At 71.6% G+C, this 24,405-nt stretch carries 27 protein-coding genes; 13 read left to right on the forward strand and 14 right to left on the reverse strand.

Annotated features, from left to right (window positions below; all coding sequences use genetic code 11):
• Positions 1-3: 3 nt before the first annotated feature.
• Genes bagB through JIAGA_RS0101580 form a run of 5 tightly spaced genes read right to left on the reverse strand, consistent with a single transcriptional unit; the run spans position 4 to position 5,578 of the window.
• Entirely contained in the window at positions 4-1,155 is a 1,152-nt protein-coding gene (gene bagB, locus JIAGA_RS0101560) for an ArsA family ATPase (protein WP_026874311.1), read from the reverse strand.
• Positions 1,152-2,129: an ATPase BagA gene (bagA, locus tag JIAGA_RS0101565; RefSeq protein ID WP_026874312.1), complete on the reverse strand. Its 978-nt coding sequence runs from the start codon at positions 2,127-2,129 to the stop codon at positions 1,152-1,154. The genes bagB and bagA overlap by 4 nt, the downstream gene beginning before the upstream one ends.
• Before the next feature lie 10 nt (positions 2,130-2,139).
• On the reverse strand, positions 2,140-2,976 hold the full coding sequence (locus JIAGA_RS26850; RefSeq protein WP_051425545.1) for a phosphatase PAP2 family protein: 837 nt from the start codon (positions 2,974-2,976) through the stop codon (positions 2,140-2,142).
• A 23-nt stretch (positions 2,977-2,999) separates the two neighbouring features.
• A complete protein-coding gene (locus JIAGA_RS0101575; protein WP_026874313.1) occupies positions 3,000-4,655 on the reverse strand; it encodes an ABC transporter permease in 1,656 nt (551 codons plus the stop codon).
• A complete protein-coding gene (locus JIAGA_RS0101580) occupies positions 4,652-5,578 on the reverse strand; it encodes an ABC transporter ATP-binding protein (RefSeq protein WP_026874314.1) in 927 nt (308 codons plus the stop codon). The genes JIAGA_RS0101575 and JIAGA_RS0101580 overlap by 4 nt, the downstream gene beginning before the upstream one ends.
• Before the next feature lie 63 nt (positions 5,579-5,641).
• On the opposite strand from JIAGA_RS0101580, the gene JIAGA_RS26855 reads away from it, so the two are divergent.
• A complete protein-coding gene (locus tag JIAGA_RS26855; RefSeq protein ID WP_211239462.1) occupies positions 5,642-6,199 on the forward strand; it encodes a GbsR/MarR family transcriptional regulator in 558 nt (185 codons plus the stop codon).
• Here JIAGA_RS26855 and JIAGA_RS26860 read toward each other — a convergent pair.
• Positions 6,156-6,995, reverse strand: a complete 840-nt coding sequence (locus JIAGA_RS26860; protein ID WP_051425547.1) for a DMT family transporter — start codon at positions 6,993-6,995, stop codon at positions 6,156-6,158. The genes JIAGA_RS26855 and JIAGA_RS26860 overlap by 44 nt on opposite strands.
• Before the next feature lie 168 nt (positions 6,996-7,163).
• Between JIAGA_RS26860 and JIAGA_RS0101595 the strand changes: the two genes are divergently transcribed.
• Positions 7,164-7,691, forward strand: coding sequence for a GbsR/MarR family transcriptional regulator (locus JIAGA_RS0101595; protein ID WP_211239463.1), 528 nt, complete (start codon positions 7,164-7,166; stop codon positions 7,689-7,691).
• On the opposite strand, the gene JIAGA_RS35870 is transcribed toward JIAGA_RS0101595, so the two are convergent.
• The 3 genes from JIAGA_RS35870 to JIAGA_RS0101610 are packed head-to-tail and all read right to left on the reverse strand — an operon-like array spanning position 7,677 to position 11,046.
• Positions 7,677-8,900 carry a dihydrolipoamide acetyltransferase family protein gene (locus tag JIAGA_RS35870; RefSeq protein WP_026874316.1) on the reverse strand — a complete coding sequence of 408 codons (1,224 nt, stop codon included), beginning with the start codon at positions 8,898-8,900 and terminating at the stop codon, positions 7,677-7,679. The two genes, JIAGA_RS0101595 and JIAGA_RS35870, sit on opposite strands and share 15 nt — an antisense overlap.
• Positions 8,897-9,910: an alpha-ketoacid dehydrogenase subunit beta gene (locus JIAGA_RS0101605; RefSeq protein WP_035811957.1), complete on the reverse strand. Its 1,014-nt coding sequence runs from the start codon at positions 9,908-9,910 to the stop codon at positions 8,897-8,899. The genes JIAGA_RS35870 and JIAGA_RS0101605 overlap by 4 nt, the downstream gene beginning before the upstream one ends.
• The gene (locus JIAGA_RS0101610; RefSeq protein ID WP_026874318.1) at positions 9,907-11,046 is read right to left on the reverse strand and encodes a thiamine pyrophosphate-dependent dehydrogenase E1 component subunit alpha; all 1,140 of its coding nucleotides are present in this window, start codon (positions 11,044-11,046) and stop codon (positions 9,907-9,909) included. Before JIAGA_RS0101610 ends, JIAGA_RS0101605 begins: the two co-directional genes overlap by 4 nt.
• A gap of 107 nt (positions 11,047-11,153) precedes the next feature.
• Between JIAGA_RS0101610 and JIAGA_RS0101615 the strand changes: the two genes are divergently transcribed.
• From JIAGA_RS0101615 to JIAGA_RS0101645, 7 genes are all read left to right on the forward strand, one after another.
• Positions 11,154-11,666, forward strand: coding sequence for an Lrp/AsnC family transcriptional regulator (locus JIAGA_RS0101615; RefSeq protein ID WP_026874319.1), 513 nt, complete (start codon positions 11,154-11,156; stop codon positions 11,664-11,666).
• Between the two features lie 184 nt (positions 11,667-11,850).
• Entirely contained in the window at positions 11,851-12,963 is a 1,113-nt protein-coding gene (locus tag JIAGA_RS0101620; protein WP_211239464.1) for a serine hydrolase domain-containing protein, read from the forward strand.
• A 31-nt stretch (positions 12,964-12,994) separates the two neighbouring features.
• Positions 12,995-14,317, forward strand: coding sequence for a retropepsin-like aspartic protease (locus JIAGA_RS26865; protein ID WP_051425548.1), 1,323 nt, complete (start codon positions 12,995-12,997; stop codon positions 14,315-14,317).
• Positions 14,318-14,360: 43 nt separating this feature from the next.
• On the forward strand, positions 14,361-14,519 hold the full coding sequence (gene sp36, locus JIAGA_RS35145) for a Sp36 family protein (RefSeq protein WP_119659507.1): 159 nt from the start codon (positions 14,361-14,363) through the stop codon (positions 14,517-14,519).
• On the forward strand, positions 14,516-14,974 hold the full coding sequence (locus JIAGA_RS0101635; RefSeq protein ID WP_026874321.1) for a RidA family protein: 459 nt from the start codon (positions 14,516-14,518) through the stop codon (positions 14,972-14,974). Before sp36 ends, JIAGA_RS0101635 begins: the two co-directional genes overlap by 4 nt.
• Before the next feature lie 10 nt (positions 14,975-14,984).
• Positions 14,985-15,668, forward strand: a complete 684-nt coding sequence (locus JIAGA_RS26870) for an NUDIX hydrolase (protein WP_084469395.1) — start codon at positions 14,985-14,987, stop codon at positions 15,666-15,668.
• Complete coding sequence (locus JIAGA_RS0101645; protein ID WP_026874322.1) at positions 15,665-16,435, forward strand: MBL fold metallo-hydrolase; 771 nt, start codon at positions 15,665-15,667, stop codon at positions 16,433-16,435. The genes JIAGA_RS26870 and JIAGA_RS0101645 overlap by 4 nt, the downstream gene beginning before the upstream one ends.
• Before the next feature lie 17 nt (positions 16,436-16,452).
• Here JIAGA_RS0101645 and JIAGA_RS0101650 read toward each other — a convergent pair whose 3' ends face one another.
• On the reverse strand, positions 16,453-17,130 hold the full coding sequence (locus JIAGA_RS0101650) for a cyclic nucleotide-binding domain-containing protein (protein ID WP_026874323.1): 678 nt from the start codon (positions 17,128-17,130) through the stop codon (positions 16,453-16,455).
• A gap of 226 nt (positions 17,131-17,356) precedes the next feature.
• Between JIAGA_RS0101650 and nth the strand changes: the two genes are divergently transcribed.
• From nth to JIAGA_RS0101665, 3 genes are read left to right on the forward strand one after another with little or no spacing between them, the layout of a single operon-like run.
• Positions 17,357-18,061, forward strand: a complete 705-nt coding sequence (gene nth, locus JIAGA_RS0101655) for an endonuclease III (RefSeq protein ID WP_051426554.1) — start codon at positions 17,357-17,359, stop codon at positions 18,059-18,061.
• Complete coding sequence (locus JIAGA_RS26875) at positions 18,058-18,753, forward strand: NUDIX hydrolase (protein WP_051425550.1); 696 nt, start codon at positions 18,058-18,060, stop codon at positions 18,751-18,753. The genes nth and JIAGA_RS26875 overlap by 4 nt, the downstream gene beginning before the upstream one ends.
• Entirely contained in the window at positions 18,753-19,943 is a 1,191-nt protein-coding gene (locus tag JIAGA_RS0101665) for a MarP family serine protease (protein WP_051425551.1), read from the forward strand. The genes JIAGA_RS26875 and JIAGA_RS0101665 overlap by 1 nt, the downstream gene beginning before the upstream one ends.
• Before the next feature lie 19 nt (positions 19,944-19,962).
• On the opposite strand, the gene JIAGA_RS0101670 is transcribed toward JIAGA_RS0101665, so the two are convergent.
• The 4 genes from JIAGA_RS0101670 to JIAGA_RS0101685 form a co-directional block, all read right to left on the reverse strand.
• The gene (locus JIAGA_RS0101670; protein ID WP_026874326.1) at positions 19,963-20,880 is read right to left on the reverse strand and encodes an alpha/beta fold hydrolase; all 918 of its coding nucleotides are present in this window, start codon (positions 20,878-20,880) and stop codon (positions 19,963-19,965) included.
• On the reverse strand, positions 20,877-21,296 hold the full coding sequence (locus JIAGA_RS26880) for a phage holin family protein (RefSeq protein ID WP_051425552.1): 420 nt from the start codon (positions 21,294-21,296) through the stop codon (positions 20,877-20,879). The genes JIAGA_RS0101670 and JIAGA_RS26880 overlap by 4 nt, the downstream gene beginning before the upstream one ends.
• A 125-nt stretch (positions 21,297-21,421) precedes the next feature.
• The gene (gene nhaA / locus JIAGA_RS26885; RefSeq protein WP_051425553.1) at positions 21,422-22,708 is read right to left on the reverse strand and encodes a Na+/H+ antiporter NhaA; all 1,287 of its coding nucleotides are present in this window, start codon (positions 22,706-22,708) and stop codon (positions 21,422-21,424) included.
• Positions 22,709-22,888: 180 nt separating this feature from the next.
• The gene (locus tag JIAGA_RS0101685) at positions 22,889-23,359 is read right to left on the reverse strand and encodes a pyridoxamine 5'-phosphate oxidase family protein (RefSeq protein WP_026874327.1); all 471 of its coding nucleotides are present in this window, start codon (positions 23,357-23,359) and stop codon (positions 22,889-22,891) included.
• Positions 23,360-23,422: 63 nt separating this feature from the next.
• Between JIAGA_RS0101685 and JIAGA_RS0101690 the strand changes: the two genes are divergently transcribed.
• A complete protein-coding gene (locus JIAGA_RS0101690) occupies positions 23,423-24,388 on the forward strand; it encodes a helix-turn-helix transcriptional regulator (protein ID WP_026874328.1) in 966 nt (321 codons plus the stop codon).
• The last annotated feature ends 17 nt before the right edge of the window (positions 24,389-24,405 follow it).

Below are 24,405 nucleotides of genomic sequence, written 5' to 3' on the forward strand. Positions count from 1 at the left end.
CTGTCACCGGGTGTCGAACAGGGCGCCGATGCGGCGTAGGCCGTCGAGGTCGTGGACGTCGCCGACCAGGGCCGGGACGTGGGTCACGGGGACCTCGGGGTGGGCCGTGGTGAAGCGTTCGCCCACCCGCTCGTCCCGGGCGGCCAGCCGCAGCCGCTCGGCGTGCAGCCGCAGCAGCGACGCGGTGAGCTCGTGCGACCCGGCCGCTTCCAGACGCTCGGCGGCAGCCACCGCCTGCTCCGCGCCGATGCCTCCGGACTCGCGCAGGTGCACCCGGTTGAGAACCAGTCCGGCCATCGGCATCGCGTCGCGGGAGAGCCGGTCGACGAAGTAGGAGGCCTCGCGCAGCGCGTCCGGCTCTGGCGCGGCGACCACGATGAACGCGGTCTCGGGTCGCTTGAGCAGCGCGTACGTCTGGTCGGCCCGCTCCCGGAATCCGCCGAACATAGTGTCCAGCGCGTTGACGAAGGTGGACACGTCACGCAGCAGCTCACCGCCGAGGATCTTCGTGAGCGCGGACGTCACGACGTTGAAGCCGGCGTGCAGCAGCTTGAGGTAGGTGCGCCCGCCGGCCCGGGCGGTGCCGCCGAGTAGCCGGATCAGGCGGCCGTCGAGGAACGAGCCGAGGCGTTCAGGTGCGTCCAGGAAGTCCAGCGCGGATCGCGACGGCGGGGTGTCGACGACGATGAGGTCCCAGTCGGAGCGGGCCCGCAGCTGGCCGAGCTTCTCCATCGCCATGTACTCCTGCGTGCCGGCGAAGGAGGAGGAGAGCGCCTGGTAGAACGGGTTCGCCAGGATCTGGCGGGCCCGTTCGGGGGTGGCGTGCGTCTCCACCACCTCGTCGAAGGTCCGCTTCATGTCGAGCATCATCGCGTCGAGCGTGCCGCCCGCGGACGTGTCGACTCCGGAGACCGCGCGGGGGATGTTGTCCAACTCGGACAACCCCATGGACTGCGCGAGCCGGCGGGCCGGGTCGATGGTGAGCACGACGGCCTGCCGGCCCCGCTCGGCCGCGCGCAGCGCGAGTGCGGCCGCCGTCGTCGTCTTGCCGACGCCGCCGGAACCGCAGCAGACGACGATGCGGATGCGGCGGTCGTCGATGAGCCGGTCGGTGTCGAAGCCGACCGGCCGGTGGCCGCGAGCTGCCGGGTTCACGCGGCACCCTGCTCGGTCAGTGCCTCGGCCAGTTCGTAGAGCGCGGTCGGGTCGACGCCGTCGGCCTGCCGGGGCAGCTCGTACACGGGCCGGCCCAGCCCGGTGACGACCTTGCGCTGTTCGCGCTCCAGCGCCACCCGTTCGGCGTGGTCGGCGGCCTCGCGGGTGAGGAGGTCGACGACGTCGCCATCGGCCGGCAGCCCGGCCGCTTGCAGCCCGCCGGCGACGATGTCGCGGTCCAGTTTGCCGCGGCGGGCGGCGGTCAGCTCCCGCGGACTCAGATGGGCCGGGCGGACCTGGTTGACGACTACGGCTCCGACCGGGATGTGCGCGGCGTGCAGGTCGGCGACGGCGTCCGCGGTCTCCTGCACGGGCATGTCCTCCAGCAGCGTGACCACGTGGACGGCGGTACGCGGACTGTGGATCAGCTCGGTGATGGAGGTGGCCTGCCGGTTGATCGGCCCGACCCGGGCCAGGGACGACACGGACGTGGCGACGTCGAGGAACCGGACGACGCGGCCGGTGGGCGGCGCGTCGAGCACCACCGCGTCGTAGACGAACCGGTCACCGGTGCGGCGTCGAGCGGCCTCGTACGCCTTACCGGTCAGCAGCACGTCACGCAGCCCGGGCGCGATGGTGGTGGCGAAGTCGACGAACCCCAGCTTGTCGAGTGCCCGGCCGGCGCGGCCCAGGCGGTAGAACATGTCGAGGTACTCGTGCATCGCCTCGCGCGCCTGGATGGCCAGCGCGTGTACCTCACCGCCGCCGGGGGCGGACGCGACTCGTTGCTCGGCATACCCCAGCGGGGGGACGTCGAAGAGCTGGGCGAGGCCCTGACGCTCCTCGACCTCGGCGACCAGGACCCGCCGGCCGCCGGTGGCCAGCGCCATGGCCAGCGCGCCGGCGACGGTCGTCTTGCCGGTGCCGCCTTTCCCGGTGACGACGTGCAGCCGCACGCCCTCCCAGTCACCCACGCCCCAGAGCCTACGTGACCGCCGGGACGTGCTGCGTGAAGGAGCGCACCGAACGGCCGTGCAGGAGCCGCTGCAGCGCGAACCCGGCCGACAGGGCGATGTAGCCGCCGACGGCGTCGAGCACGTAGTGGTTCGCGGTGCCGGTGATGACCACCAGCGTGAGCAGCGGATACAGGACGCCCAGGACGCGCAGCAGCCGGTGCCGGGCGAACATGACGATGGCGATGCCGCACCACATCGACCACCCGGCGTGCATGGACGGCATGGCGGCGTACTGATTCGTCAGGCTCTGCAGGTCGCCCGAGGTCACCGAGCCCCACGTCTCGTGGATGGCGACGGTGTCGTGGAACAGTCCTCCGGGCAGCAGTCGCGGCGGCGCCAGCGGGTAGAGGAAGTACCCGAACAGTGCCAGCCCGGTGGTGAAGGCGAGAGCCGTGCGGGCGGCTCGATACCTGCCGGGGTGCCGCCAGAACAGCCACACCAGCACCGCGCCGGTGACGGCGAAGTGCATGATCGCGTAGAAGTAGCTCATGGCCACCGCCAGCCATTCGGCGGCGTGGACGGTGTGGTTGAGCCACAGCTCGAAGTCGATGTTCAGGTTCTGTTCGGCGCGCCAGATGTCGAAGCTGCTGGCGATGGCGCGGGTCTGGTTCTCGGGCACCGCGTTCCGGATCATCGAGTACACGCCGTACGCGGCACCCAGCAGGGCCAGCTCGGCGATCAGGATGGGACGCCGAGGCGTCCGGACACGCCTCAGCACCCGCTGCCAGATGGACGGGTGAGGTGGAGCGGCGGCCGGCGCCGGTGGTACCGGCGCCGGCTGCTCCACTACGGATGGATGTGCCACCCCAAAATCCCCCAACTACCGGTTCAGGTCGTCGTCAGATCGCGCCGGCGGAAGCCGAGCAGGCCGATCCAGACGAGGGCGACCGCTAGCACACCCATTATGACGAATGCCGTCCCTGCGGGGTCACCACCTGGTAGGCCTCCGGCCGCGTCGAACGGCGAGATCTTCGTCACCCAGTCGGGGAACTGGAAGAATCCGCCCAGCATCCCGACGACCACGCCGTAGGCGACGACGGCCCACGCCAGCGGTAGTGCCCGCGGTAGGAACCCGACCAGAGCCACCGCGAGGGCCGCGACGAACCAGATCGCGACCGTGTGCGCCAGCGCGGCGCCGAAGTACTCGGGGAAGACGCTGCTGTCCCCGAGCGATGCCGCGGCGGTGATGCCGAGGCCCAGCCCACCCACGAGGATCAGCAGCAGGCTGCCGGCGAGGGCGATGACGAGGTGGCTTGCGGCGAACCGGACTCTGCCGACGGCGGTGGCGAGCACCGGCTCGGCCCGTCCGGCGGTCTCCTCACTACGCAGGCGGGTGACGGCGATGATGGCGTAGGCGGCGGCCAGCACCGCCATCAACTGGATGATCATCGCCATGAAACCCTCGATGATCGTCTGGCCGGTGCCCTGTTCGAGCATGTCGGCGATCGTGGAGTTGTCGTTCACGAACTCCTCGATCGACGACGTCAGGCCGCCGTAGCCCAGGCCGAACATGAACAGGCCCACGGTCCAGCCGATCAGGTTGCCGCGCTGCAGCCGGATCGCCAGCCCGAGCGGCGTCGACAGTCTCCCGCCGGCGCGCTCCGGCCCGGGCTTCGGCCGAACTAGGCCGGCGCCGACGTCCCGGCGGCTGGTCAGCGCGAACGCGACAGCGACCAGTGCCACCGACACGGCCAGCGCGATCAGCAGCGGCCACCAGCGGTCGTCGACGTAGACCATGGTGCGTTGCGCCCAGCCGATGGGCGACAGCCAGGACAGCGCCTCGCTGCCCACGTCGCCGATGGCCCGCAGCGCGAACGCGGCGCCGAGGGCGGCCGCAGCCATCCCGGAGGCGGCCCGGGCGTGCTCGGTGACCTGTGTGGTCACCGCGGCGATACCGGTGAAGACCAGCCCAACGGAGGCGGTCGCGGCACCGAACAGCAGCGAGCCGGACGCAGACAGTTCGTCGAGGGTGGCCGGCATCAGCAACGCCAGCAGGGCACCGATGACCAGGTTCGCGCCACCCACGACGACGATGGCCGCCGTCGTGCCCGCGTGCCGGCCGAGAACCCCGGCCCGCAGCAGCTCGGAGCGGCCGGTCTCCTCTTCGGCGCGGGTGTGCCGCACCATGAGCAGGATGCTCATCAGCGCCACGGCGATGGCCAGGAAGCCCAGCAGCTCGTTGGCGGTCATGGCGCCGTAGGTGTAGTCGTCCTTGCCGTACGCCGGCCCGGTCAGCGCGACGGTGGCCGGGTTGTCCAGCAGGTCCGCGCGGGCCTGCCGGTCGGCAGCCGTGGGATACGTCTCCGGGAACGTCGGCAGGCTGCCGACGACGGCGAGCACAATCGCGCCGATCCAGATGGGAAGCCGGACACGGTCGCGCCGCAGGATGAAGCGGATGAGAGTGCCGGTGCCCGCGAGCGTTCCGCCGCCGCGCCGGGCGGCGGCGTGCTGACGCGGCCCTCGTTCGGCGGTGGCGACGCTCACGTCGACGCTCCCGCCTCGGCCGCTGCCTGCTCAGCGGCGAGCTCGTCGCCGTAGTGCCGCATGAACAGTTCCTCGAGTGTGGGCGGCTGGCTGACCAGCGACTCGATGCCGAACTCGGTGAGGCGACGGATCGCGGCATCGATGTTCGCGGTGTCGACGTCGAAGTTCGCTCGCGTGCCGTCGGCGACCAGGTCGTGGATGCCGGGCAACTGCTCCAGCCCGCTGACCGGGCGGGAGGTCTCGACGGCGATCGACGTGCGGGTCAGGTGTCGCAGCTGGGAAAGCGTGCCGCTTTCGACGATCTTGCCGGCGCGGATGATGCTCACCTTGTCGCAGAGCTTCTCCACCTCGGCGAGGATGTGGCTGGAGAGCAGCACCGTCTTGCCGTCGTCCTTCCACTCGTCGATGCACTCGGTGAACACGGCCTCCATCAGCGGGTCGAGGCCGGACGTGGGCTCGTCCAGGATGAGCAGTTCGACGTCGGAGGCAAGCGCGGCCACCAGGGCGACCTTCTGCCGGTTGCCCTTGGAGTACGTGCGCCCCTTCTTCGTCGGGTCGAGGTCGAACCGTTCCAGCAGGCTCTTGCGGCGCTTCTCGTCGAGTCCGCCGCGCAGCCGTCCGAGCAGGTCGATCGCCTCGCCGCCGGACAGGTTGGGCCAGAGGTTGACGTCGCCGGGCACGTAGGCGAGCCGCCGGTGCAGGGCGACGGCGTCATGCCACGGGTCGCCGCCGAGCAGCTGGGCGGTGCCGGAGTCGGCACGCAGGAGCCCGAGCAGGACGCGGATGGTTGTGGACTTGCCGGCGCCGTTGGGGCCGAGGAATCCGTGGACTTCGCCGGTGGACACGTGCAGGTCCAGCCCGTCCAGGGCGCGGACCGTTCCGAAGGTCTTCACCACGCCGGCGACGTCGATCGCTGTCGTCATGCGACCGACACTACACAGTCTTCACACTTTTGTGAATCTATTTAAGTCCGTTATGGTCATGGCGTGCGTGAAGGGGGTGGCATCGGCATGAGCGGGAAGAGCGACGAGCCCGGCCGGGCGCACGAGGAGGCCGTGCTCCGGTTCGTGGAGCGGTTCGCCCTGCTGTTCGCCGATTCGGGACTGCCCCGCATGCCGGCTCGGGTGATGGCGTACGTCCTGACCGCGGACGCCGATGCGCACACGGCCATGGACCTGGCTCGAGGGCTGCGGGTGAGCCCGGCCGCCATCTCCGGCGCCGTCCGGCTGCTGGTCGATGTGAGGCTGCTGGTCAAGGAGCGGGTGCCCGGTGGTCGTGTCGACCAGTACCGCCTGCACTACGACGACATCTGGGCGACATTGGTCGGGCGGCAGCTCCCGGTCTTCGATCGCTACGAGGAGGTGTTCACGGAAGGCTTGGGTTCGCTCGCACGGGACCGTCGGGGCGCCCGGCGGATCCGGGAGACCCGCGAGTTCTTCCGGTTCTACCGAGCTGAGCTGCTCGAGATGAACGAGCGTTGGACGGCCCGGTCGCGCGCCGTCACGAGCGAGCGGCGACCGGCTCCGGCGACACCGCCGGGGTGACCGGCCGGTTGCTGCCGCGAGCCAGCAGCACCACTCCGGTGCCTGCGACGACGGCCGCGAGCGCGGCCACGGTGACGGTGCCCGCTCCGCCGCCGAGCCGCTCGCCCAGCAACCCGATGCCGATGGTGGCCGCTGCGACGGGGTTGACGATCGTGGCGGCCGCCAGTGGCGCGCCGAGGCCCCCGCGGTAGGCCGTGCGGGCCAGAGCCAGGCCGCCTCCGGCGAAGACCACGACGACGATGCTGGCCGGGTTGAGCAGGCCGGTCCAGCCGGTGTCGGCCACCCGGATGGTGACCGTCTGGGCCAGTGCCGAGGAGACCCCGAAGGTCACCCCCGCGGCGAAGGCGTAGAGCAGGCTGCGGCGAACCGGGCGCAGGTGCATCCGGCCGGCCGCAACGACGGCTGCCAGGACCAGGAGGACGACTGTGCTGGTGAGAATGCCGATCTGCGGGGAGGTGAGTTCGCTGCGCGGCCGGGTCGGCGACGTGAAGAGCAGCAGCCCGGCGATTCCGGCCATGCTCAGGCCCATGCCGACCCACTCGCGCCGCACGACGCGCCGCGTGCCCAGGGCGGCCGACAGCATGAGCGCGAAGGCGAGACTCAGCACCCCGAGAGGCTGGACGACGGTGAGCGGACCGAAGTGCAGTGCGCACACATGCAGCGATGCCGCCGCGGCGGTCAGGGCGAGGGAGGACCACCAGTGGTGGCGGGCGACCATGCCGAGCGCGGCGACGGCATGCAGGCCGGCGGCCGCGATGGCGAAAGCCACGGCGAAGCCCACGATGCTCACCGCCATCCCGTCTCGGCAGTCCGATGCGGGGAGCGCCGGTCACTCGGCGGCGGCTCCCACCCCCGAAAATGTAACGGCCCGCGGCCGGTGCGCGGCGGCACACCCCCGGAGGTCCGAGCCTACAGGGATTTCATGAAGTTGTGAATTAGATGAAATGTATGATGGTGGTCACGCATGAGGGGGACCGAACCGATGGCTGATCCGGCGCCGGCCGACGACTACGACCAAGCACTGCTGCGGTTCGTGGAACAGTTCGCGCTCGTCCTGGCCGACTCCGGACTGGCGCGGATGCCGGCGCGGGTGTTCGCCTACGTGCTGGCCGACGACGCCGAACGGTACACGGCCGCGCAGCTCGCCGACGGGTTGCGGGTGAGCCCGGCCGCCATCTCCGGTGCGGTGCGCACTCTGGTCCAGGCGGGGTTGCTGGCTCGTGAACGCGAACCCGGCTCGCGCGCTGACAACTACCGCATCTACGACGACGACGTCTGGTCGCACATCATCATGCAGCGCGAGCCCTTGCTGCGCCGCTACTCCGAGGTGCTGTCCGACGGCATCGGCACGCTCGGCGACGCCCCGGGCTCGCGGCGGCTGGCCGAGACCCTGGCGTACATCGACTTCATGCGCGCTGAGCTGCCGGGCATCATGAAACGCTGGCGCGAGCGTCTGGCGGAGCTTCGCGAGGAGCGCTCAGAGGTCGAGTAGCAGTCCGAGCGGAGACTCCACCCGGTCCGCGACCCAGCGCAGGAACCCGCCGGCCACGCCACCGTCGCAGACGCGGTGGTCGAACGTCAGCGACAGCTGGGTCACCTTGCGGACGGCGAGCTCGCCGTCCACCACCCACGGCTTGTCGACGATGCGCCCGACACCCAGCAGCGCCGCCTCCGGATGATTGATGATCGGCGTGGAACCGTCGACGCCGAAGACGCCGTAGTTGTTCAGCGTGAAGGTGCCGCCGGTGAGCTGCTCCGGCGTGAGCCCGCCGTCGCGCGCCAGCGCGGTCAGGGCAGCAAGCTCGCTCGCCAGTTGCGTGGTCGTCATGCGCTCGGCGCCGCGGACCACGGGGACGACGAGCCCCCGGTCCGTCTGGGCCGCGAAGCCGAGGCCGACGCCGTCGTGCCGAACGACCACGAGGTCGTCGCCGTCGTGCTCGACCGAGGCGTTGAGCTCCGGATACTTCCCCAGGCCGGCTACGACGACGCGCCCGAGCAGCGCCAGCAGCCCGATCGGCCGGTCCGGCGCCGCCGCGCGCAGGGCCTCGCGTGCCTCCACGAGGGCCGTGGCGTCGACGTCCACCCAGGTGGTGGCGTCGGGGATCTCCCGCCGGCTGCGGGCCAGCCGGTCGGCGACGGTGCGGCGCACGCCGCGTAGCGGCTCGCGTCGACCGGACGCTGACGACGGCATCGGGCTCGGCGCCGGAACCTCCGCCGCTTCCACGTCGCGGCGGAGGATCACCCCCGCCGGGCCGGTGCCGGACAGGAGTCGCACGTCGACGCCGCGGTCGCGGGCCAGTCGGCGCACCACCGGCGACAGCACCCGCGGCGCCGTACCCGCCCGCGCCTTCCGGCCCCGCGAGCGCCGCCGCAGCGTTGCCTGGCCGGTGCCGTACCCCACCAGCACCGCGCCGGACGTCGTCGTCGCCGGCTCCGCACCGGCGGGCGCGACGGTGACCAGCGGCGCGCCGACGGCAACCAGCTCACCCGGCGCCGCGTGCACCTTCGTCACCCGGCCGGCGTGCGGGCAGGGCACCTCGACCGTGGCCTTGGCGGTCTCGACGTCCACCACGACGTCGTCGACGGCCACCTCGTCGCCCTCAGCCACCCGCCAGGTGACGATCTCCGCCTCCGTCAAACCTTCACCGAGGTCGGGCAGGCGGAACGTGCGCTCCTCGCCCGGGATCGCGTAGTCGGTCATGCTGATCCCGCCGTCAGGAAGCGCGGGTCGGGCGCGTCGTCCCACTGCAGGCGGTCGACGGTGTCCAGCACGCGGTCGACGCCGGGCAGGTGGTACCTCTCGAGCACCGGCGGCGGGTAGGGGATGTCCCAGCCGGTCACGCGCAGCACCGGCGCCCACAGGGAGTGGAAGCAGCGCTCCTGCACCCGGGCCGCGATCTCCGCGGAGACGCTGGCGAAGCCCGCCGCCTCGGCCACCACCACGCACCGTCCGGTCTTGCGCACCGACGCCGCCACGGTGTCGTCGTCGAACGGGACCAGTGTGCGCAGGTCGACCACCTCGAGCTCGCGGCCGCCGTCGTCCACCGCGGCGGCCGCCGCCTCCAGTGCCACCGGAACCGTCGGGCCGTACGCGAGCAGGGTCGCGTCGGCGCCCTCACGCCGCACCTCGGCCGTGCCGAACGGCGCCGTACGCACCGGCAGCGCCGTCTCGTCCTTGCTCCAGTAGAGCTTCTTGGCCTCCATGAACACGACCGGGTCCGGGTCGGCGATCGCCTCGCGCAGCAGCGAGTAGGCATCGGCGACGGTGGCCGGCGTGACCACCTTCAGCCCGGGCGTCTGCACGTAGTACGCCTCGGACGAGTCGGAGTGGTGCTCCACACCGCCGATGCCGCCGGCGTAGGGCACGCGGATCACCATCGGCAGCCCGACCGCTCCGCGGGTGCGGTTGCGCATCTTGGCGACGTGCGAGGCGAGCTGCTCGAACGCGGGATACGCGAACGCGTCGAACTGCATCTCGACCACCGGCCGGAAGCCGTTCATGGCCATCCCGATGGCGAGCCCGACGATGCCGCTCTCCGCCAGCGGCGTGTCGAAGCACCGCTGCTCGCCGAACTCGGCGGTCAACCCGTCGGTGACCCGGAAGACGCCGCCGAGCGCGCCGACGTCCTCACCGAAGACGACGACGGAGTCGTCCTCGCGCAGCGCGTCGCGCAACGCCGCGTTGAGTGCCTTGCCCATGGTCAGCGTCATCGCGCCTCCCCGGCGTCGAGCTCCTCCGCCAGCCACCGTGCCTGTTCGCGCAGCTGCGGTGTCGGCTCGGCATAGACGTGGGCGAACAGGTCGGCGGGGTCACCAGTGGGCTCAGCGGCCAGCCGGGTCCGCACGTCCGCGGCGAACGCCTCGCCGGCCTCGCGGGCCGCGGTGACGTCGTCGTCGGTGAGGTCGCCGCCGGCCCGCAGGTGCGCTTCGAGCCGGGCGATCGGGTCACGGCGCTTCCACGCCTCCACCTCGTCGTGGCCGCGGTAGCGGGCGTCGTCGTCGGCGTTGGTGTGCGGCTCGACGCGGTACGTGTGCGCCTCGACCAGGACCGGGCCGCCGCCCGCCCGGGCGGACTCCACCGCGTCGATGAGCACCGCCATCACGGCGACCGGGTCGTTGCCGTCGACCCGCTCGCCGCGCACGCCGTACCCGACGCCCTTGTGCGCCAGCGACGGTGCCGCCGTCTGGCGCGACAGCGGCACCGAGATCGCGAAGCCGTTGTTCTGCACCAGGAACACGACCGGGGCGTGGAAGACCGCGGCGAAGTTCATCGCCTCGTGGAAGTCGCCCTCGCTGGTGCCGCCGTCGCCGACCACCGCGAGTGCGACGGTGTCCTCACCGCGCCGCGTGGCCGCGTAGGCCAAGCCGACCGCGTGCGGCGCGTGCGTTGCCAGCGGCGTGCACTGCGGCGCGGTGCGCGTGGCGATGGGGTCGTAGCCGCAGTGCCAGCTGCCACGCAGCAGCGTGAGCGCCTCGACGGGGTCGATGCCGCGGCTGACCAGCGCCATCGTGTCGCGGTAGGTGGGGAACAGCCAGTCGGTGTCGCGCAGGGCGAGGACGGCGCCGATCTCGCACGCCTCCTGGCCGCGGCTGGACGGGTAGACGGCCAGCCGGCCCTGCTTCGTCAGCGCGGTGGCCTGCGCGTCGAACCGGCGGCCGACCACCATGGCCCGGTACGCCCGGCGCAGTAGCTCCGTGGGCGGCCGCTGGTAGCGACCGTGCGCGTCGCCGGGCGCGGCGCCGCCGTCGTCGTTCAGAAACCGGATCGGCTCGGACGCGGGCAGCAGCGCGGTGGGGTCGTCGGGCGGCACCGCCGTGGGCATCCGGTGCTCGGCTTGCGTGGTCATGGCTCACTCCATCCGCCGCGGACGCTCTATCTGCAGATGGTGCTCTGCGTGAGATGATTTCGCCACAACCGGCGAAAATCGGCGATGGACAGCGAGGTTGAGCGGCTATGAGCGACCAAACGTCTCAACGTGAGCCGGGTCACACCTGGAATACCGGCCAATCGTCTGCCCGCGAGCTCGACGACGTCGACCGGCGCATTCTCGCCGAGCTGGTCGAGCACGGCCGGCTGTCCATCCGTTCGCTGGCCGAGCGGGTGCACGTGTCGCGGGCCAACGCCTACGCGCGGGTCGACCGGCTGCTCGCCGACGGCGTCATCACCGGGTTCGCCGCACAGGTGAACCCGGAGCGAGCCGGCCTCGCCACCAGTGCCTACGTGCTGCTCTCCATCCAGCAGAACACCTGGCGCGAGGTGTCCGCCGCTCTCGGGTCGCTGCCGTACGTCGAGCACTTCGCACTGGTCGGCGGCGACTTCGACGTGCTCGCCCTGGTGCGCGCGCCCAACAACAGCGAGCTTCGTCACGTCGTCCTCGAACACATCCAGGACGTCCCCGGTGTGCTCAGCACCCGCACCTGGCTGGTCTTCGACGAGCACCTCGGCCAGGGCTCCCGGTGGGCCTGACGGCTCGCCTCATGGACCTCTTAGCGACGTCTTAAGCCCTTCTCATCCGGCCCGTGGAGAGTCACTGGCAGCGGTCACCATCAGCTGCCGATCCCGGGGAGGGCTTGTGCCGAAACAGCCGCCGCGACATCTACCATCTCGCCGCGCCGTGCTCACGGCCGGCGGTCTCGCTGCCGGATCGATCGTGGCGGCCCCGACCGCGGCGGCCGCCGCTTCGGGCGGCCGGATCCCTCGAGACCTGCGACCCGGCGGGCGGTTCGACCGGTACCTCGGCGACCTCGCCGAACGGGACCAGTTCTCCGGCGTGGTGTTGCTGGCGCACCGGGACCGTCCGGTGCTGGAGCGGGCGTACGGCCTGGCAAACCGAGCCCGGCGAGTGCCGAATCATGCAGGTACGCGGTTCAACGTCGCCTCGGTGACGAAGAGCCTGACCGGCATCGCCGTGATGCAGCTTGTCGAGCGCGGCGACCTCGGCCTGGACGCGCCGGTCGGTTCCTACCTGGACGGCTTCCCACCGTACATCGCCGACGTCGTCACCGTCCACCAGCTGCTCACCCACACGGGCGGGATGGGCGGGTACAGCCGGACGGACCGGTTCCGCGAGGGCCTGGCGGCTTGGGCCAGCGAGGCCGAAGTGATGGCGGGCATCCTGGACATCATTCGCGATGCCCCGCTGGAGGCCGTCCCCGGGACCGAACACATCTACAGCGACTCCGGATACGCGGTGCTCGGGGCGATCGTGGCCGCCGTCGCGGGCGGGCCCTCCTACTACGACGAGGTCCGCGAGCACGTCATGGCCGCCTCGAGGATGACACGATCGGGCTTCTTCTCCGAGCCGGAAGTCCTGGCGGCCGACGACATCGCCCATCCACACACCACAGATCCGGAGTCCGGCTTGCGGATCGACTTCACCACCAGCGAGTTCTTCGGGTTCGTCGGCGGCCCGGCCGACGGCGCCTACTGCACGGCCGCCGACCTGCTGCGGTTCGCCGCCGCCCTCCGTGACGGCGATCTGCTCAGCTCGGCGTTCACCTCGCTGACGACGTCCGCCAAGGTGCCGGTACCTCCGGCGAAGGCGCCGCCGGCCTGGGCGGACCACCAGTTCTACGGCTACGGCTTCCGGGTGGCGATCGCCGGTGGACAGCTGCTGTTCGGCCACTCGGGCACCGGTGCCGGCAACCGCGCCAACATCGACATCTTCCCCGACCTGAACTGGGTCACCGTGACGCTCAGCAACTACGCCGAGCCCATCACCGACATCGTGCGGCTGCAGCGGCAGCTCGTCACCCGGCAGTAGCCGGATCCCTCCCCGCAACCGAAGGAGAACCATGCCCGATCACCTGCCGAAGCCCGTCCGGCCGAGCCGCCGGTCCGTCCTCGCCGCGCTCGGCGCCGCCCCGCTGGGCGCGGCTGCGCTGGCGGCCGCGGCCCCGCTGGCGGCACATGCCGAGCCGAACGGCGGTGCAGCGGCGGCGTCGGCCGATCCGGACGAACTGTTCGCGTCCGGGCGGTTCGCCGCTGCTGACGCCGGGTACCGGCGCATCTTGGTCCGGCAGCCGGACCACGCCCACGCACTCGCCCAGCGCGGCTACATCGCGCTGCTGTCGAACGACTTCGAGGACGCCGAACGGTTCCTCAGCCGGGCGATCGAAGTGGCGCCGGACGACGTCGCATCGAAGGCGCGGCTGGCCGACTGTCACGTCCGCCAGGGGAAGGCCGAGGCCGCCGTACCGCTGCTGCTCGCGTCCGGCCAGCAGGCCAAGGCCGCCCAGTACGCCGCGATGGTCGGTCACCGGCCGTTCGAACCCCATGGCGAACCTGTCGACCGGCTGCCGCTGCTGCACCTGGACCCGCTGCCGGTCCTGGAAGCCAGCTGCAACGGACACCGAGCACGGTACTTCTTCGACACCGGGGCGACGGTCGTGATCGGCGCGGCTACCGCCCTCGCCGCAGGCGTCGAGGCGTTGGCGTCGGAGGACCTGCAGCAGGGTGGCAAACCACACAGGTTCAACTACGGCGTGGCCGACTCGTTCGCGCTCGGCGGCCTGGAACTTCGCCATGTGCCGGTCATGTGGACCGAGAGCCCCACGGCGATGCCGCCGGTGCCCGACGCGGACGAGCAACCCACGGGCGTCATCGGGACGACCCTGATCTCTCACCTGCTCGCCACCCTCGACTACGGACGGCGTGAGATGGTCGTGCGCCGGCCGACGGCCCAGCAACGCCGGGCGTTCAGGGCCGAGTCCGCGCGTGCCCGCGCGTCCGTCATGCCCTTCTGGATGGCACCCGACCACTTCCTGTTCGCGCCGGCGACCGTCGAGGGCCACGGCCCGCGGGTGTGCAGCATCGACACCGGCGGCCCGGGCATCGGCCTCGTGGTCACCGAGGCGGATGCCGAGATGCTCGGGCTCGAGGTCGACTACGACGACGAGCAGCACTTCTTCGGTAAACCCGTCTACCCGTTCACCGGTGCGAGCGTCAGGATGGGGAAGATTCGCCGCGACGTGCCCGGAATCGCCGGGGACCTGAACTACTCGCTGGCACGCGGCGGGTTCCGGTCGCTCGGCAACGTCTCGCACGAGTTCTTCCGGCCGCTCGCGTTCACCTTCGACTTCGTCGACATGCGGCTGTCGCTGGCGCGGACGACGTGAGGCGCGCTGCCGGCCCGCCATCCCGCCAAGTAGGCTCCCGCTCATGGCGAAATGGGAGTACGCGACGGCGCCGGTCCTGGTGCACGCGACGAAGCAGATCCTGGACAACTGGGGCGAGGACGGCTGGGAGCTGGTCCAGATCGTGCCCGGGATGAATCCCGAGAACGTGGTGGCCTACTTCAAACGGGAGAAGCCCGAGTGACGCCGGAGGAGCGGCTGACCGCACTGGGGCTCACCCTCCCGGAGGTGGCGAAGCCGGTCGCGGTGTACATCCCCGCCGTTCGTACCGGCTCGTACGTCTTCACCTCCGGGCAGTTGCCGCTGCGCGACGGCGCCCTGCTCCACAACGGCGTGCTGGGCGCGGACGTCACCCCGGACCAGGGGTACGAGGCCGCCCGCCAGTGCGCGCTGAACGCGCTGGCCGCCATCCGGGCCGACGTGGGCGACCTGTCGGCCGTCACCCGGGTCGTGAAGGTGCTCGGCTTCGTCGCCTCGGCTCCGGATTTCACCGGTCAGCCGCAGGTGGTCAACGGCGCCAGCGAACTGCTCGGCGACGTCTTCGGCGACGCCGGCCAGCACGCCCGCAGCGCGGTCGGTGTCAGCGTGCTGCCGCTCGGTGCGCCGGTCGAGGTCGAGCTGATCGTCGAGGTCGGCTAGGGGGCACCTCGTGGCGGCTGGACAGAGCCGGCGAGTGCTGCCGGAAGCCGTGGCACAGCGGGCCCGGGCGTTCGCCGCCGGCGGACTGCCGGTGGCCGACGCGCGGCCGGCCGCCACGGTGGCGCTGCTGCGCGACACCCCCGGCGGGCTCGAGGTGTACGTGCACCGGCGACACACCGGCATGCCGTTCGCGGCGGGCATGCTGGCCTTTCCCGGCGGGCGGGTCGACCCGGTCGACATCGCAGATGGCGGCGACGGTTTCGTGCGCGCGGCCCTGCGCGAGCTGCACGAGGAGACCGGTGTGGTCCTCGAACCCGGCCAGCTGGTGCCGTGGGCGCACTGGATCACGCCGCGTTTCGAGGAACGCCGTTACGACACCTGGTTCTACCTCGCCGGGCTCCCGTCCGGGCAGCAGCCGGCCGACGTGTCCGGCGAGGCCGACGAGGTCGGCTGGACCCGCCCGGCCGACGCGCTGGCCCGGGCCGACCGCGGCGAGGTGATCATGCTGCCGCCGACCCACGTGGTGCTGACGTCGCTGACCGGCTTCGCGACCGCGGCCGAGGCGCTGAGCGCCGGCGCCGGGCGCGTAGTCGAGACCATCACCCCGGGCTGGCTGGACGACGGCGAACAGGTCTGGGGCCTGCTGCCCGACGACGCCGACTACCCCGGTGACGATCACGGCGGTGCGGTGTGAGCGCCGACGCCGTGACGCTGCCGGGCTGGTGCCGGCTGGTCCGCGCCGGGAATCCCGGGCCGATGACCCTCGACGGCACGAACACCTGGGTCCTCGCGACCGGTGCGGGCGCCGTCGTTGTCGATCCCGGCCCGGAGCTGGAATCACACCTGGCCGCGGTGGCCGCCCTCGGACCGGTCGCGCTGGGGGTGGTGACGCACCACCACAGCGACCACTGTGGCGGCGTCGAGCGGTTTCGCGAACTCACCGGAGTATCCGTGCTGGCCCGCGACCCCGTCGGCAGCGGTGCCGACGACGTCCTGCCCGCGTCCGGGTCCACGCTGGACGTGCCCGGCCTCGATATCACCGTGCTCGACACCCCGGGCCACACGGCGGACTCGGTGTCGTTCGTCGTCTCCGACGGCACCACCACCGGGCTGCTGTCCGGCGACACCGTGCTCGGCCGGGGCACCACCGTGGTGATGCATCCGGACGGCGACCTCGGCGCCTATCTGGACTCGCTGGACCTGCTGCGCCGCACGGCCGCCGCGGGGTGGGTGCTGCTGCCCGGACACGGCCCGGTGCGGCCGGACGCCGCGGCGGTGGCGGACAAGTACCGCACGCACCGTCTCGCGCGGTTGGAGCAGGTGCGCACCGCGCTCGCGGCCGGCGCCCGGACGGCCCGCGAGATCGTCGAGATCATCTACGCCGACGTCGACCGCTCGGTCTGGCCGGCCGCCGAACGCACCGTCGAAGCCGCCCTGGCCTACCTCAGCCCAGAGGCGTGATCACGCAGGTGCGTGGCTCAGCGGGCGCGGCGGCGCAACCGGTCGACGTCGAGCACGACCACCGAACGCTGCTCGAGGCGCAGCCAGCCACGCGAGACGAAGTCGGCCAGCGCCTTGTTGACCGTCTCACGAGACGCGCCGACCAGCTGGGCCAGCTCCTCCTGAGTGAGGTCGTGCACGACCCGCATGCCTTCCTCGGACGGCACGCCGAACCGCGTCGACAGGTCGAGCAGCTGCTTGGCCACCCGGCCGGGCACGTCGGAGAAGACCAGGTCGGTCTGGATGTCGTTGGACCGGCGCAGCCTCGACGCCAGCTGCAGCAGCAGACCGCGCGCCACCTCCGGACGCCCGGTCAGCCAGGGCGTGAGGTCGGCGTGGCTGAGGCTCCACAGCGTGGTGTCGGTGACGGCGGTCGCGGTGGCCGAGCGGGGACCGGGATCGAACAGCGACAGTTCGCCGAACATCTGGCCGGGGCCGAGCAAAGCGAGCAGGTTCTCGCGGCCGTCCGGCGCCGTCCGGCCCAGTTTGATCTTGCCTTCGGTGACGACGTAGACGCGATCCCCCTCGTCGCCTTCGCGGAAGAGCGTCTCGCCCCGATTGAGGTGGACCTCGGTCATCGACGCGCGCAACGCGCCGGCGGCCTCGTCGTCCAGCTCGCGGAACAGCAGAGCGCTCCGAAGCACGTCGTCAACCACTACCTGGTCCTCCTTGCCGGTCCGGCCACGGGCGCCGGTTCACGGCCGTCGTTCGATCGTGACAGGTGTTTCGCATCACGTTGGCCGCAACCTATTGTGCCTGCGGCCCATCATGGCCGACTATTCGCCCCCGCAACGAGATTTCTGCCGAAACCCGCGGGACAGGATATGCGCCGGCACGGAGAGCCCGGCTGTCGGTGGCCGAAAGTACAGTGAAGTGGTGGCGATGGTGGAACCCGAATCCCGGCTCGCGCTCGTACGCCGTGCCCGGCGCATCAACCGCGAGCTCGACGCGTTGTATCCCGACGCGCATTGCGAACTCGACTTCACCACCCCGTTCGAGCTGCTGATCGCCACCGTGCTGTCGGCGCAGACCACCGACGTCCGCGTCAACGGCGTCACGCCGGCGCTGTTCGCCCGCTACCCCGACGCGGTCGCGTTGGCCGCCGCCGAGCGCGAGGAGGTCGAGAAGCTCATCCAGCCGACGGGGTTCTTCCGGGCGAAGACGCAGTCCATCCTCGGACTGTCGCAGGCCCTGGTCGAACGCTTCGGCGGTGAGGTCCCCGGCCGTCTCAAGGACCTGGTCACCCTGCCGGGCGTCGGTCGCAAGACCGCGAACGTCGTGCTCGGCAACGCCTTCGGCGTTCCCGGCATCACCGTCGACACCCACTTCGGCCGGCTGGTGCGCCGCTTCGGTTGGACCACACAGACCGACGCGGACAAGGTCGAGACAGAAGTCGGCGCGCTGTTCGGAAAGAGCGAGTGGACCATGCTGTCGCACCGGGTCATCTGGCACGGTCGCCGGCGCTGTCACGCTCGCCGTCCGGCCTGCGGTGCCTGCCCGCTGGCCCGGCTGTGCCCGTCCTACGGGGAAGGGCCTACCGACCCGAAGGTCGCTGCCAAGCTGGTCCGGAACGGGCCGCGTGCATGACGGCAGCTGAGCGCGACACCGCGTCTCGTCTCGGCCCGCCGCCCTGGCTGCGCCCGATCGCCGATGCCGCCGGAGCGATCTCCAGCGAGCAGCTCGCACGGTGGCTGCCGCCCGCGGACGGGTCGGCGCGGGCGGCCGCGGTGCTGGTGCTGTTCGGCGAGTCCGGCGGCGAACCCGACGTCCTGCTCACCGAGCGGGCGCCGGGCCTGCGGCGGCACGCGGGTCAGGCGGCCTTCCCCGGCGGTGTCAGCGACCCCGGCGACGGCGGCCCGGCCGGTACCGCGCTGCGCGAGGGGGTCGAGGAGACCGGGATCGATCCCGCCGGCGTCGACGTCCTCGCGACTCTGCCGCCGCTGTGGATCCCCGTCACCAACTATGCGGTGACGCCGGTGCTGGCGTGGTGGCGGGAACCCTGCGAGGTGCGCGTGGTCGATGCCGCCGAGGTCGCGTCGGTTCGCCGGGTGCCGCTGCGTGCGCTGCTCGACCCGGCCAACCGGATGTCGGTGCGGCATCCGTCCGGGACGGTTGGCCCGGCCTTCCGCACACACGGCCTGCTGGTGTGGGGGTTCACCGCCATCGTGCTGTCCCATTTGTTCGAGGCTGCCGGAATCGACGAACCGTGGGATCGTACTCTCGTCGTGCCGCTCCCAACCGGGCCCGGCGGTCAATCCGAAGGTCGAGGTGCGATCTGATGCTGGGCCTGAACGCGGTGGACCTGCTGATCGTCATCTTGGCGGTCGTCGTCGGGTACACCGGGTGGACGCACGGGTTCGTCGTCGGTCTGCTGTCGTTCATCGGCTTCGTCGGCGGCGCCGTCGGCGGGCTGCTGCTGGTCCCGCTGGTGCTCGGCGGGTTCGACCCGGGGCTCGGAGTGTCCGTGCTGGCCGTCCTGCTGGTGCTGGGGGTCGCCTCCATCGGGCAGGGCGTGTTGGCGTGGGCCGGCGGCTGGGTGCGCTCCAAGGTGTCGTCGCAGCCGGCACGGAAGTTCGACGCCGCCGGCGGTGCCCTGCTCGGTGTGGCCGGCCTGCTGCTCGCGGCATGGGCGTGCGGCCTGGCCATCTCCACCGCGGCCGTGCCGTACGCATCACCCGGCGTGCGCGAATCGCGCATCCTGCACCTGGTCGACCAGGCCGTCCCGGTGTCGCCGGACAGGTTTCGCACCGCGTTCGAGGACGTCGTCACGGCCGGCGGCTTCCCCCAGGTGGTGGTCCCCTGGGAGGCCGAGCCCATCGTCGACGTCGAGCCGCCGGGCAGCCTGCTGCGCCGCGACCCGGAGGTGCGCACCGCGTCGCAGAGCGTCATCCAGATCACCGGTCGCGCCGATTCCTGCGACCGCGTCATCACCGGCAGCGGCTTCGTCGCCGCCGCCGAACGGGTCATCACCAACGCCCACGTCGTGGCCGGCGTACGCGAGCCCGTCGTGACGTTCCCCGACGGCGAGCCGATGGCCGCCCAGGTGGTCGCGTTCGACCCCGACACCGACCTCGCCGTGCTGGCCGTCCCCGGGCTGCCCCAACCAGCGCTGCCGCTGAGCGAGCAGGAACCGGCCAGCAGTGTCGAAGGCGTCGTCATCGGCTACCCGAACAACGGCCCGCTGCGCAGCGAGGAAGTCCGGGTCCGCGACGTCCACCAGCTCATCGGCCACGACATCTACGACGACGACACCGTCACCCGCGAGGTGGTGTCGCTGCGCGGCACCATCCGGCCGGGCAACTCCGGCGGCCCGCTGATCTCGCCTGACGGCGCGGTCATGGGCGTGGTGTTCGCGGCGTCGCTCACCGACCCCGAGACGGGCTACGCGCTGGCTCCGAGCGAGTTCGCCGACCTCGTCGCCGAGTCCGCCGGGCTGGTCGAGCCCATCCCCACCGGCGCCTGCACCTGACGCCGTCGCCCCGCCCTTGTCACCCCGGCAGCTTCAGCAGCCAGTCGAGGAGGACGTCTGTGACCATGGCCGGCGACTCTTCGTGCGGGAAGTGACCGACCCCGTCCATCGGCAGCCAGTGGTACTCGCCGGAGATCATCTCGCGGGACGCCGCCGCCAGGTCGATGGAGATGTTCGTGTCCTGCGATCCGTGCACCTGCAGGACGGGCAGGTTGAGCGGGTCCTGCAGGCGCTTGGCGAAACGCCTGCCGTCGCCGCGGAACAGCGAGCGGAACATCCACCGCTGGTACTCCAGCGCGCAGTGCGGCGCCGGCCACAACTGCATGGCGGCGCGGTAGCGCAGCGCGGCATCGGGTTCGGGGAACGACGCACCCGGTGCCGACCAGCGTCGCAGCAGGCGCTCGACGTGGGCACCGTCGTCGGCGATGAGCCGGCGTTCGGGCACCATGGGCGTTTGGACGCCGGCCAGGGAACCGCTGTGCCGGAACCCGCCGCGCAGCAGGTGACGCCGCAGCACCAGCGGATGCGGCATCGAAAGTACGGCGAGCGCTTCGATGTGAGCCGGGCGCATGGCTGCGGCGGTCCAGGCACCGTACGCACCCCAGCCGTGCGCGACGAGCACCGCCCGCCGTTCGCCGAGCGAGCGGATGACGCCGGTGATGTCGGCGGCGAACGTGAACGGGTCGTACCCGCGCGGGGTCTTGTCGCTGCCGCCGTAGCCGCGCAGGTCCATCGCGGCCACGCGCCAGCCGGCGGCGGCCAGAGCCGGCAGCTGATGCCGCCAGGCCCACCAGAATTCCGGGAAGCCGTGTAGCAGCAGGATCAGCGGGCCGTGCCCCATCTCGGCAACATGGAACTGCGCGCCGTTGGCGGCGATGGACCGGTGGGTCCAGGGACCGGGGATGTCGACCGTCTGGCGGTGCTCGGTGGTGATCACGTGCGGTCGGCGGTCCCAGTGAGTGCGCGGGCGGCGTCGCGGGCCGTCGTCTTGGTCCGCTCGGCCCTGGTCACGCGACCGAAGCTGCTCTTGGCGATCAGGGCCAGCACCAGCGCGATCACGAGGTAAGCACCCGCGACCACGAGGAAGGACCATCCCAGCGCCAACCCTAGTGCGTGCACACCGTAGACCAGCGCGAACGACCCGAGGATGAACGCGATGAGCGCCAGGAACGCGGCGCCGGCGATCATCGCGCCACCCAGCCCGGCGGACCGGGCGTCGTTCTTGAGCTCGGCCTTGGCGAGTTCGATCTCGTCGTGGACGAGCGCGGTGAGATCGTTCTTGATCGAGGCCACCAGCTGCCCGATCGACGCCGAGCTCGCGGTGGCACCGTCGCCGGCGGATCGAGTGGTCATCCGGTACCCCCTCGTCGTAGTCGTCACCTCAGGCCCCGACGCAGGCCGTTGCCACGTGCTCGACTCTAGAGCAGGTCTGGGCCGCGGGTCGGGAAGACCGGCCGACCGGTTGACGATCTCGCCGTTCAGCGGGTGCTCGAATCGTCATCGCTGATTTGGTAGACGTCTGGGATGCCGTCGTGGTCCTCGTCACGCGACTCCTCCTCCGCCAGCCGGCGGTAGACGGCGTTGCGTCGTCCGAGTACGACGGTGGCCAGCAGCGCGGCCATGAGCGACCCGATCAGAACGGCGGTCTTGACCAGCTCGCCGTGGTACGGATCGTCCTGGAAGGCCAGGTCACCGATGAGCAACGAGACCGTGAACCCGATTCCGGCGATCGCCGACAGTCCGAACACGTCGCCCCAGGAGAGGTCGGCGTTGAGCTCGGCGCGGGAGAAGCGCGCCATCAGGTAGGTGCCGCCGAAGATGCCCAGGGCCTTGCCGGCCACCAGGCCGAGCACCACGCCCAGCGGCACCGGGTCGGTGAAGACCTCCCGCAGCGACTCGCCGGACACCGTGACGCCGGCGGCGAACAGCGCGAAGATCGGAACGCAGAGCACGGCGGAGAAGGGCCGCACGTTGTGCTCGACCCGCTCCGCCGGGGCCTCGGCCTCGCCGTCGCGGTGCTTGGCCCGGGTGAGCAGGCCGAACGCGACACCGACGACGGTGGCGTGCACGCCGCTCTCGTGCATGAGCACCCAGCACACGATGCCCATGGGGACGTAGAGCCACCATCCGCGCACGTTGCGCCGCTGCAGCAGGGCGTAGACGACCAGGATGGCGGCGGCGCCGAGCAGCGGCCACAGTTCGAGGTCGCTGGTGAAGAAGACGGCGATGATCGTGATGGCGAGCAGGTCGTCGACGACGGCGAGGGTGAGCAGGAACGCCCGCAGCGCGGTAGGCAGCCGGGACCCGATGACCGCGAGCACCGCCAGGGCGAACGCGATGTCGGTGGCCGTCGGCACCGCCCAGCCCTGCATGGACCCGCCGCCGATGACGTTCGTCAGCGTGTATGCCAGGATCGGCCCGATCATGCCGCAGGCGGCGGCCACGATGGGCATGATCGCCTCTGCCGGGCGGCGCAGGCTCCCCACCACCAGCTCACGCTTGAGTTCGAGCCCGGCGACGAGGAAGAAGACGGCCAGCAGGCCGTCGGCCGCCCAGGTGGCCAGGTCGAGATCGAGGTGCAGGCTCGCCGGCCCGATGGTGGTGGTGCTGACGGTGGTGTACGAGTCGGTGGCCACGTTCGCCCAGATCAACGCCGTGGCCGCCGCTATGAGCATGAGGAAACCGCCGGTCGTCTCGCTGCGTAGCGCGGAGGCGACGAACTGTGCCTCGGGCCAGGAGGAGCGGCTGAACAGGCGGCGGGGCACGGTGGCATCACCTTCCGTTGTGAGGAGACGGGTCTGGAGACGCCGACCAGACTTCCCGGCACACCGGTGAGAATTCTACGGGACCGCCGCGGGAGCTCAGCCCGGTGCTCCCGCTTCGCCCGGTATGTGTGCCAGGCGAAGCGGGATGACACCTGCGGATAGCCCGGCCACCGGCACCGATCAGCGCGTGGACGACCGGACCGGCTGACCCGGCCGCCACCATCTGATCAGCATCCCGGTGCGGGTGTCGTTGAGGCCGGCCACCGCGACGTCGTCTATCTCCAACCGGAACAGGTGGAAGGGCTCCGACGGCAGATCCGGCCGCTCGGCGCGATGTGCCGCGAGCGCCGCTTCGTCGACCTCCACGGCACGGCCGGTGATCTTGACGTCCGGCGCGGTCATCGAACCGTCGCCAGGGTTGGAGTGCAGCGCGTACCGCGGGTCGCGGCGCAGATCGCGCGCCTTCATCGCGCCGAGCATCGAGCCGAGGGTGAGGTCGTCTCCGTCGATGTGCACCTCGGTGCCGCTGACTCGCGGCGCGCCGTCGGCGCGCAGTGTCGCCAGCACGTGGTGCTTGGTCGCGGTGAGCTGGGCGCGCGCGATGCGGGCGAGGTCGGGCGCCTCGTCCTCGAACTGTCTCCATGTCGCCATGAGCGCCAGCATGACTGCCGATCGCTGACACCGTCTGTCAGGGATCTGGTCTAGGTTCGTCGCATGCGAGCCAGCCGGTTGATGGCAATGATGCTGCTGCTCCAGCAGCGCCGGGAGGTCACGGCGGCGGACGTCGCGGCCGAGCTGGAGGTCAGCGTCCGGACGGTGTACCGCGACATCGCGGCGCTGCAGGCGGCCGGTGTGCCGCTGTGGACGGAGTCTGGTCCCGGCGGGGGCATCCGCCTGGTCGAGGGGTGGCGCACCAGCCTCGACGGGCTCACCGGCGACGAGGCCGCCGCGCTGTTCCTGGGCGGTGTGCCCAGCGCCGTCGCCGACCTCGGCCTCGGCACGGTGCTCGTCGCCGCGCAGACGAAGGTCATCGCGATGCTGCCGCCGGAGCTGCGCGGCCGGGCGGCCCGGCTGCGCGAACGCTTCCACGTCGACGCCCCCGGCTGGTTCGGGCCCACACAGCCGCCGGCGCAGCTGGAGGCCATCTCCGCGGCCGTGTGGTCCGGGCGCCGCGTCGACATCGTCTACCGGCGTGCGGACCGGACGGTGCACCGCCGGCTCGACCCGCTCGGCCTCGTGTTGAAGGCCGGCACCTGGTATCTGGTGGCGGCACACCGGCAGCAGACACGTACGTACCGGCTCAGCCGCATCGACGACGCCACCGTGCTGGCCGACGCGGCGGCGCGGCCGGACGGCTTCGACCTCGCCGAGTGGTGGGCGGAGTCATCGGCACGGTTCGACCGGTCGCTGCTGCGGTACCGCTGCCGTGTGCGGCTGTCGCCGACGGCGCTACGCGTGCTGCACACCGTCGTCGGCCCCGTTTCCGCGGCGCAGGCGCGGGAGTCGGCCGGTCCGCCGGACGACGACGGCTGGCGGGCCGTCGAGCTGTGGACCGAAGCCGAGGACGTCGCGACGCATCAGCTCGTCGGCCTCATGACCGGCGTGGAAGTGCTCGAGCCGGCCAGTCTGCGCGCGGCCGTGCGTGCCGTTGCCCTCGAGCTGGCGGCCCGCAACGCATGAGTGATCGACAGGGGGCT

The organism is Jiangella gansuensis DSM 44835, from assembly GCF_000515395.1.
Taxonomy (GTDB): domain Bacteria; phylum Actinomycetota; class Actinomycetes; order Jiangellales; family Jiangellaceae; genus Jiangella; species Jiangella gansuensis.

What these genes read in the sequence shown, in the direction of transcription:
- JIAGA_RS0101580 (WP_026874314.1), bottom strand. Translation starts at nt 5,578, where the DNA reads ATGACGACAGCGATCGACGTCGCCGGCGTGGTGAAGACCTTCGGAACG.
- JIAGA_RS26860 (WP_051425547.1), bottom strand. Translation starts at nt 6,995, where the DNA reads ATGGCGGTGAGCATCGTGGGCTTCGCCGTGGCTTTCGCCATCGCGGCC.
- JIAGA_RS0101595 (WP_211239463.1), top strand. Translation starts at nt 7,164, where the DNA reads ATGAGGGGGACCGAACCGATGGCTGATCCGGCGCCGGCCGACGACTAC.
- JIAGA_RS35870 (WP_026874316.1), bottom strand. Translation starts at nt 8,900, where the DNA reads ATGACCGACTACGCGATCCCGGGCGAGGAGCGCACGTTCCGCCTGCCC.
- JIAGA_RS0101605 (WP_035811957.1), bottom strand. Translation starts at nt 9,910, where the DNA reads ATGACGCTGACCATGGGCAAGGCACTCAACGCGGCGTTGCGCGACGCG.
- JIAGA_RS0101610 (WP_026874318.1), bottom strand. Translation starts at nt 11,046, where the DNA reads ATGACCACGCAAGCCGAGCACCGGATGCCCACGGCGGTGCCGCCCGAC.
- JIAGA_RS0101615 (WP_026874319.1), top strand. Translation starts at nt 11,154, where the DNA reads ATGAGCGACCAAACGTCTCAACGTGAGCCGGGTCACACCTGGAATACC.
- JIAGA_RS26865 (WP_051425548.1), top strand. Translation starts at nt 12,995, where the DNA reads ATGCCCGATCACCTGCCGAAGCCCGTCCGGCCGAGCCGCCGGTCCGTC.
- sp36 (WP_119659507.1), top strand. Translation starts at nt 14,361, where the DNA reads ATGGCGAAATGGGAGTACGCGACGGCGCCGGTCCTGGTGCACGCGACG.
- nth (WP_051426554.1), top strand. Translation starts at nt 17,357, where the DNA reads ATGGTGGAACCCGAATCCCGGCTCGCGCTCGTACGCCGTGCCCGGCGC.
- JIAGA_RS26875 (WP_051425550.1), top strand. Translation starts at nt 18,058, where the DNA reads ATGACGGCAGCTGAGCGCGACACCGCGTCTCGTCTCGGCCCGCCGCCC.
- JIAGA_RS0101665 (WP_051425551.1), top strand. Translation starts at nt 18,753, where the DNA reads ATGCTGGGCCTGAACGCGGTGGACCTGCTGATCGTCATCTTGGCGGTC.
- JIAGA_RS26880 (WP_051425552.1), bottom strand. Translation starts at nt 21,296, where the DNA reads ATGACCACTCGATCCGCCGGCGACGGTGCCACCGCGAGCTCGGCGTCG.
- JIAGA_RS0101685 (WP_026874327.1), bottom strand. Translation starts at nt 23,359, where the DNA reads ATGGCGACATGGAGACAGTTCGAGGACGAGGCGCCCGACCTCGCCCGC.
- JIAGA_RS0101690 (WP_026874328.1), top strand. Translation starts at nt 23,423, where the DNA reads ATGCGAGCCAGCCGGTTGATGGCAATGATGCTGCTGCTCCAGCAGCGC.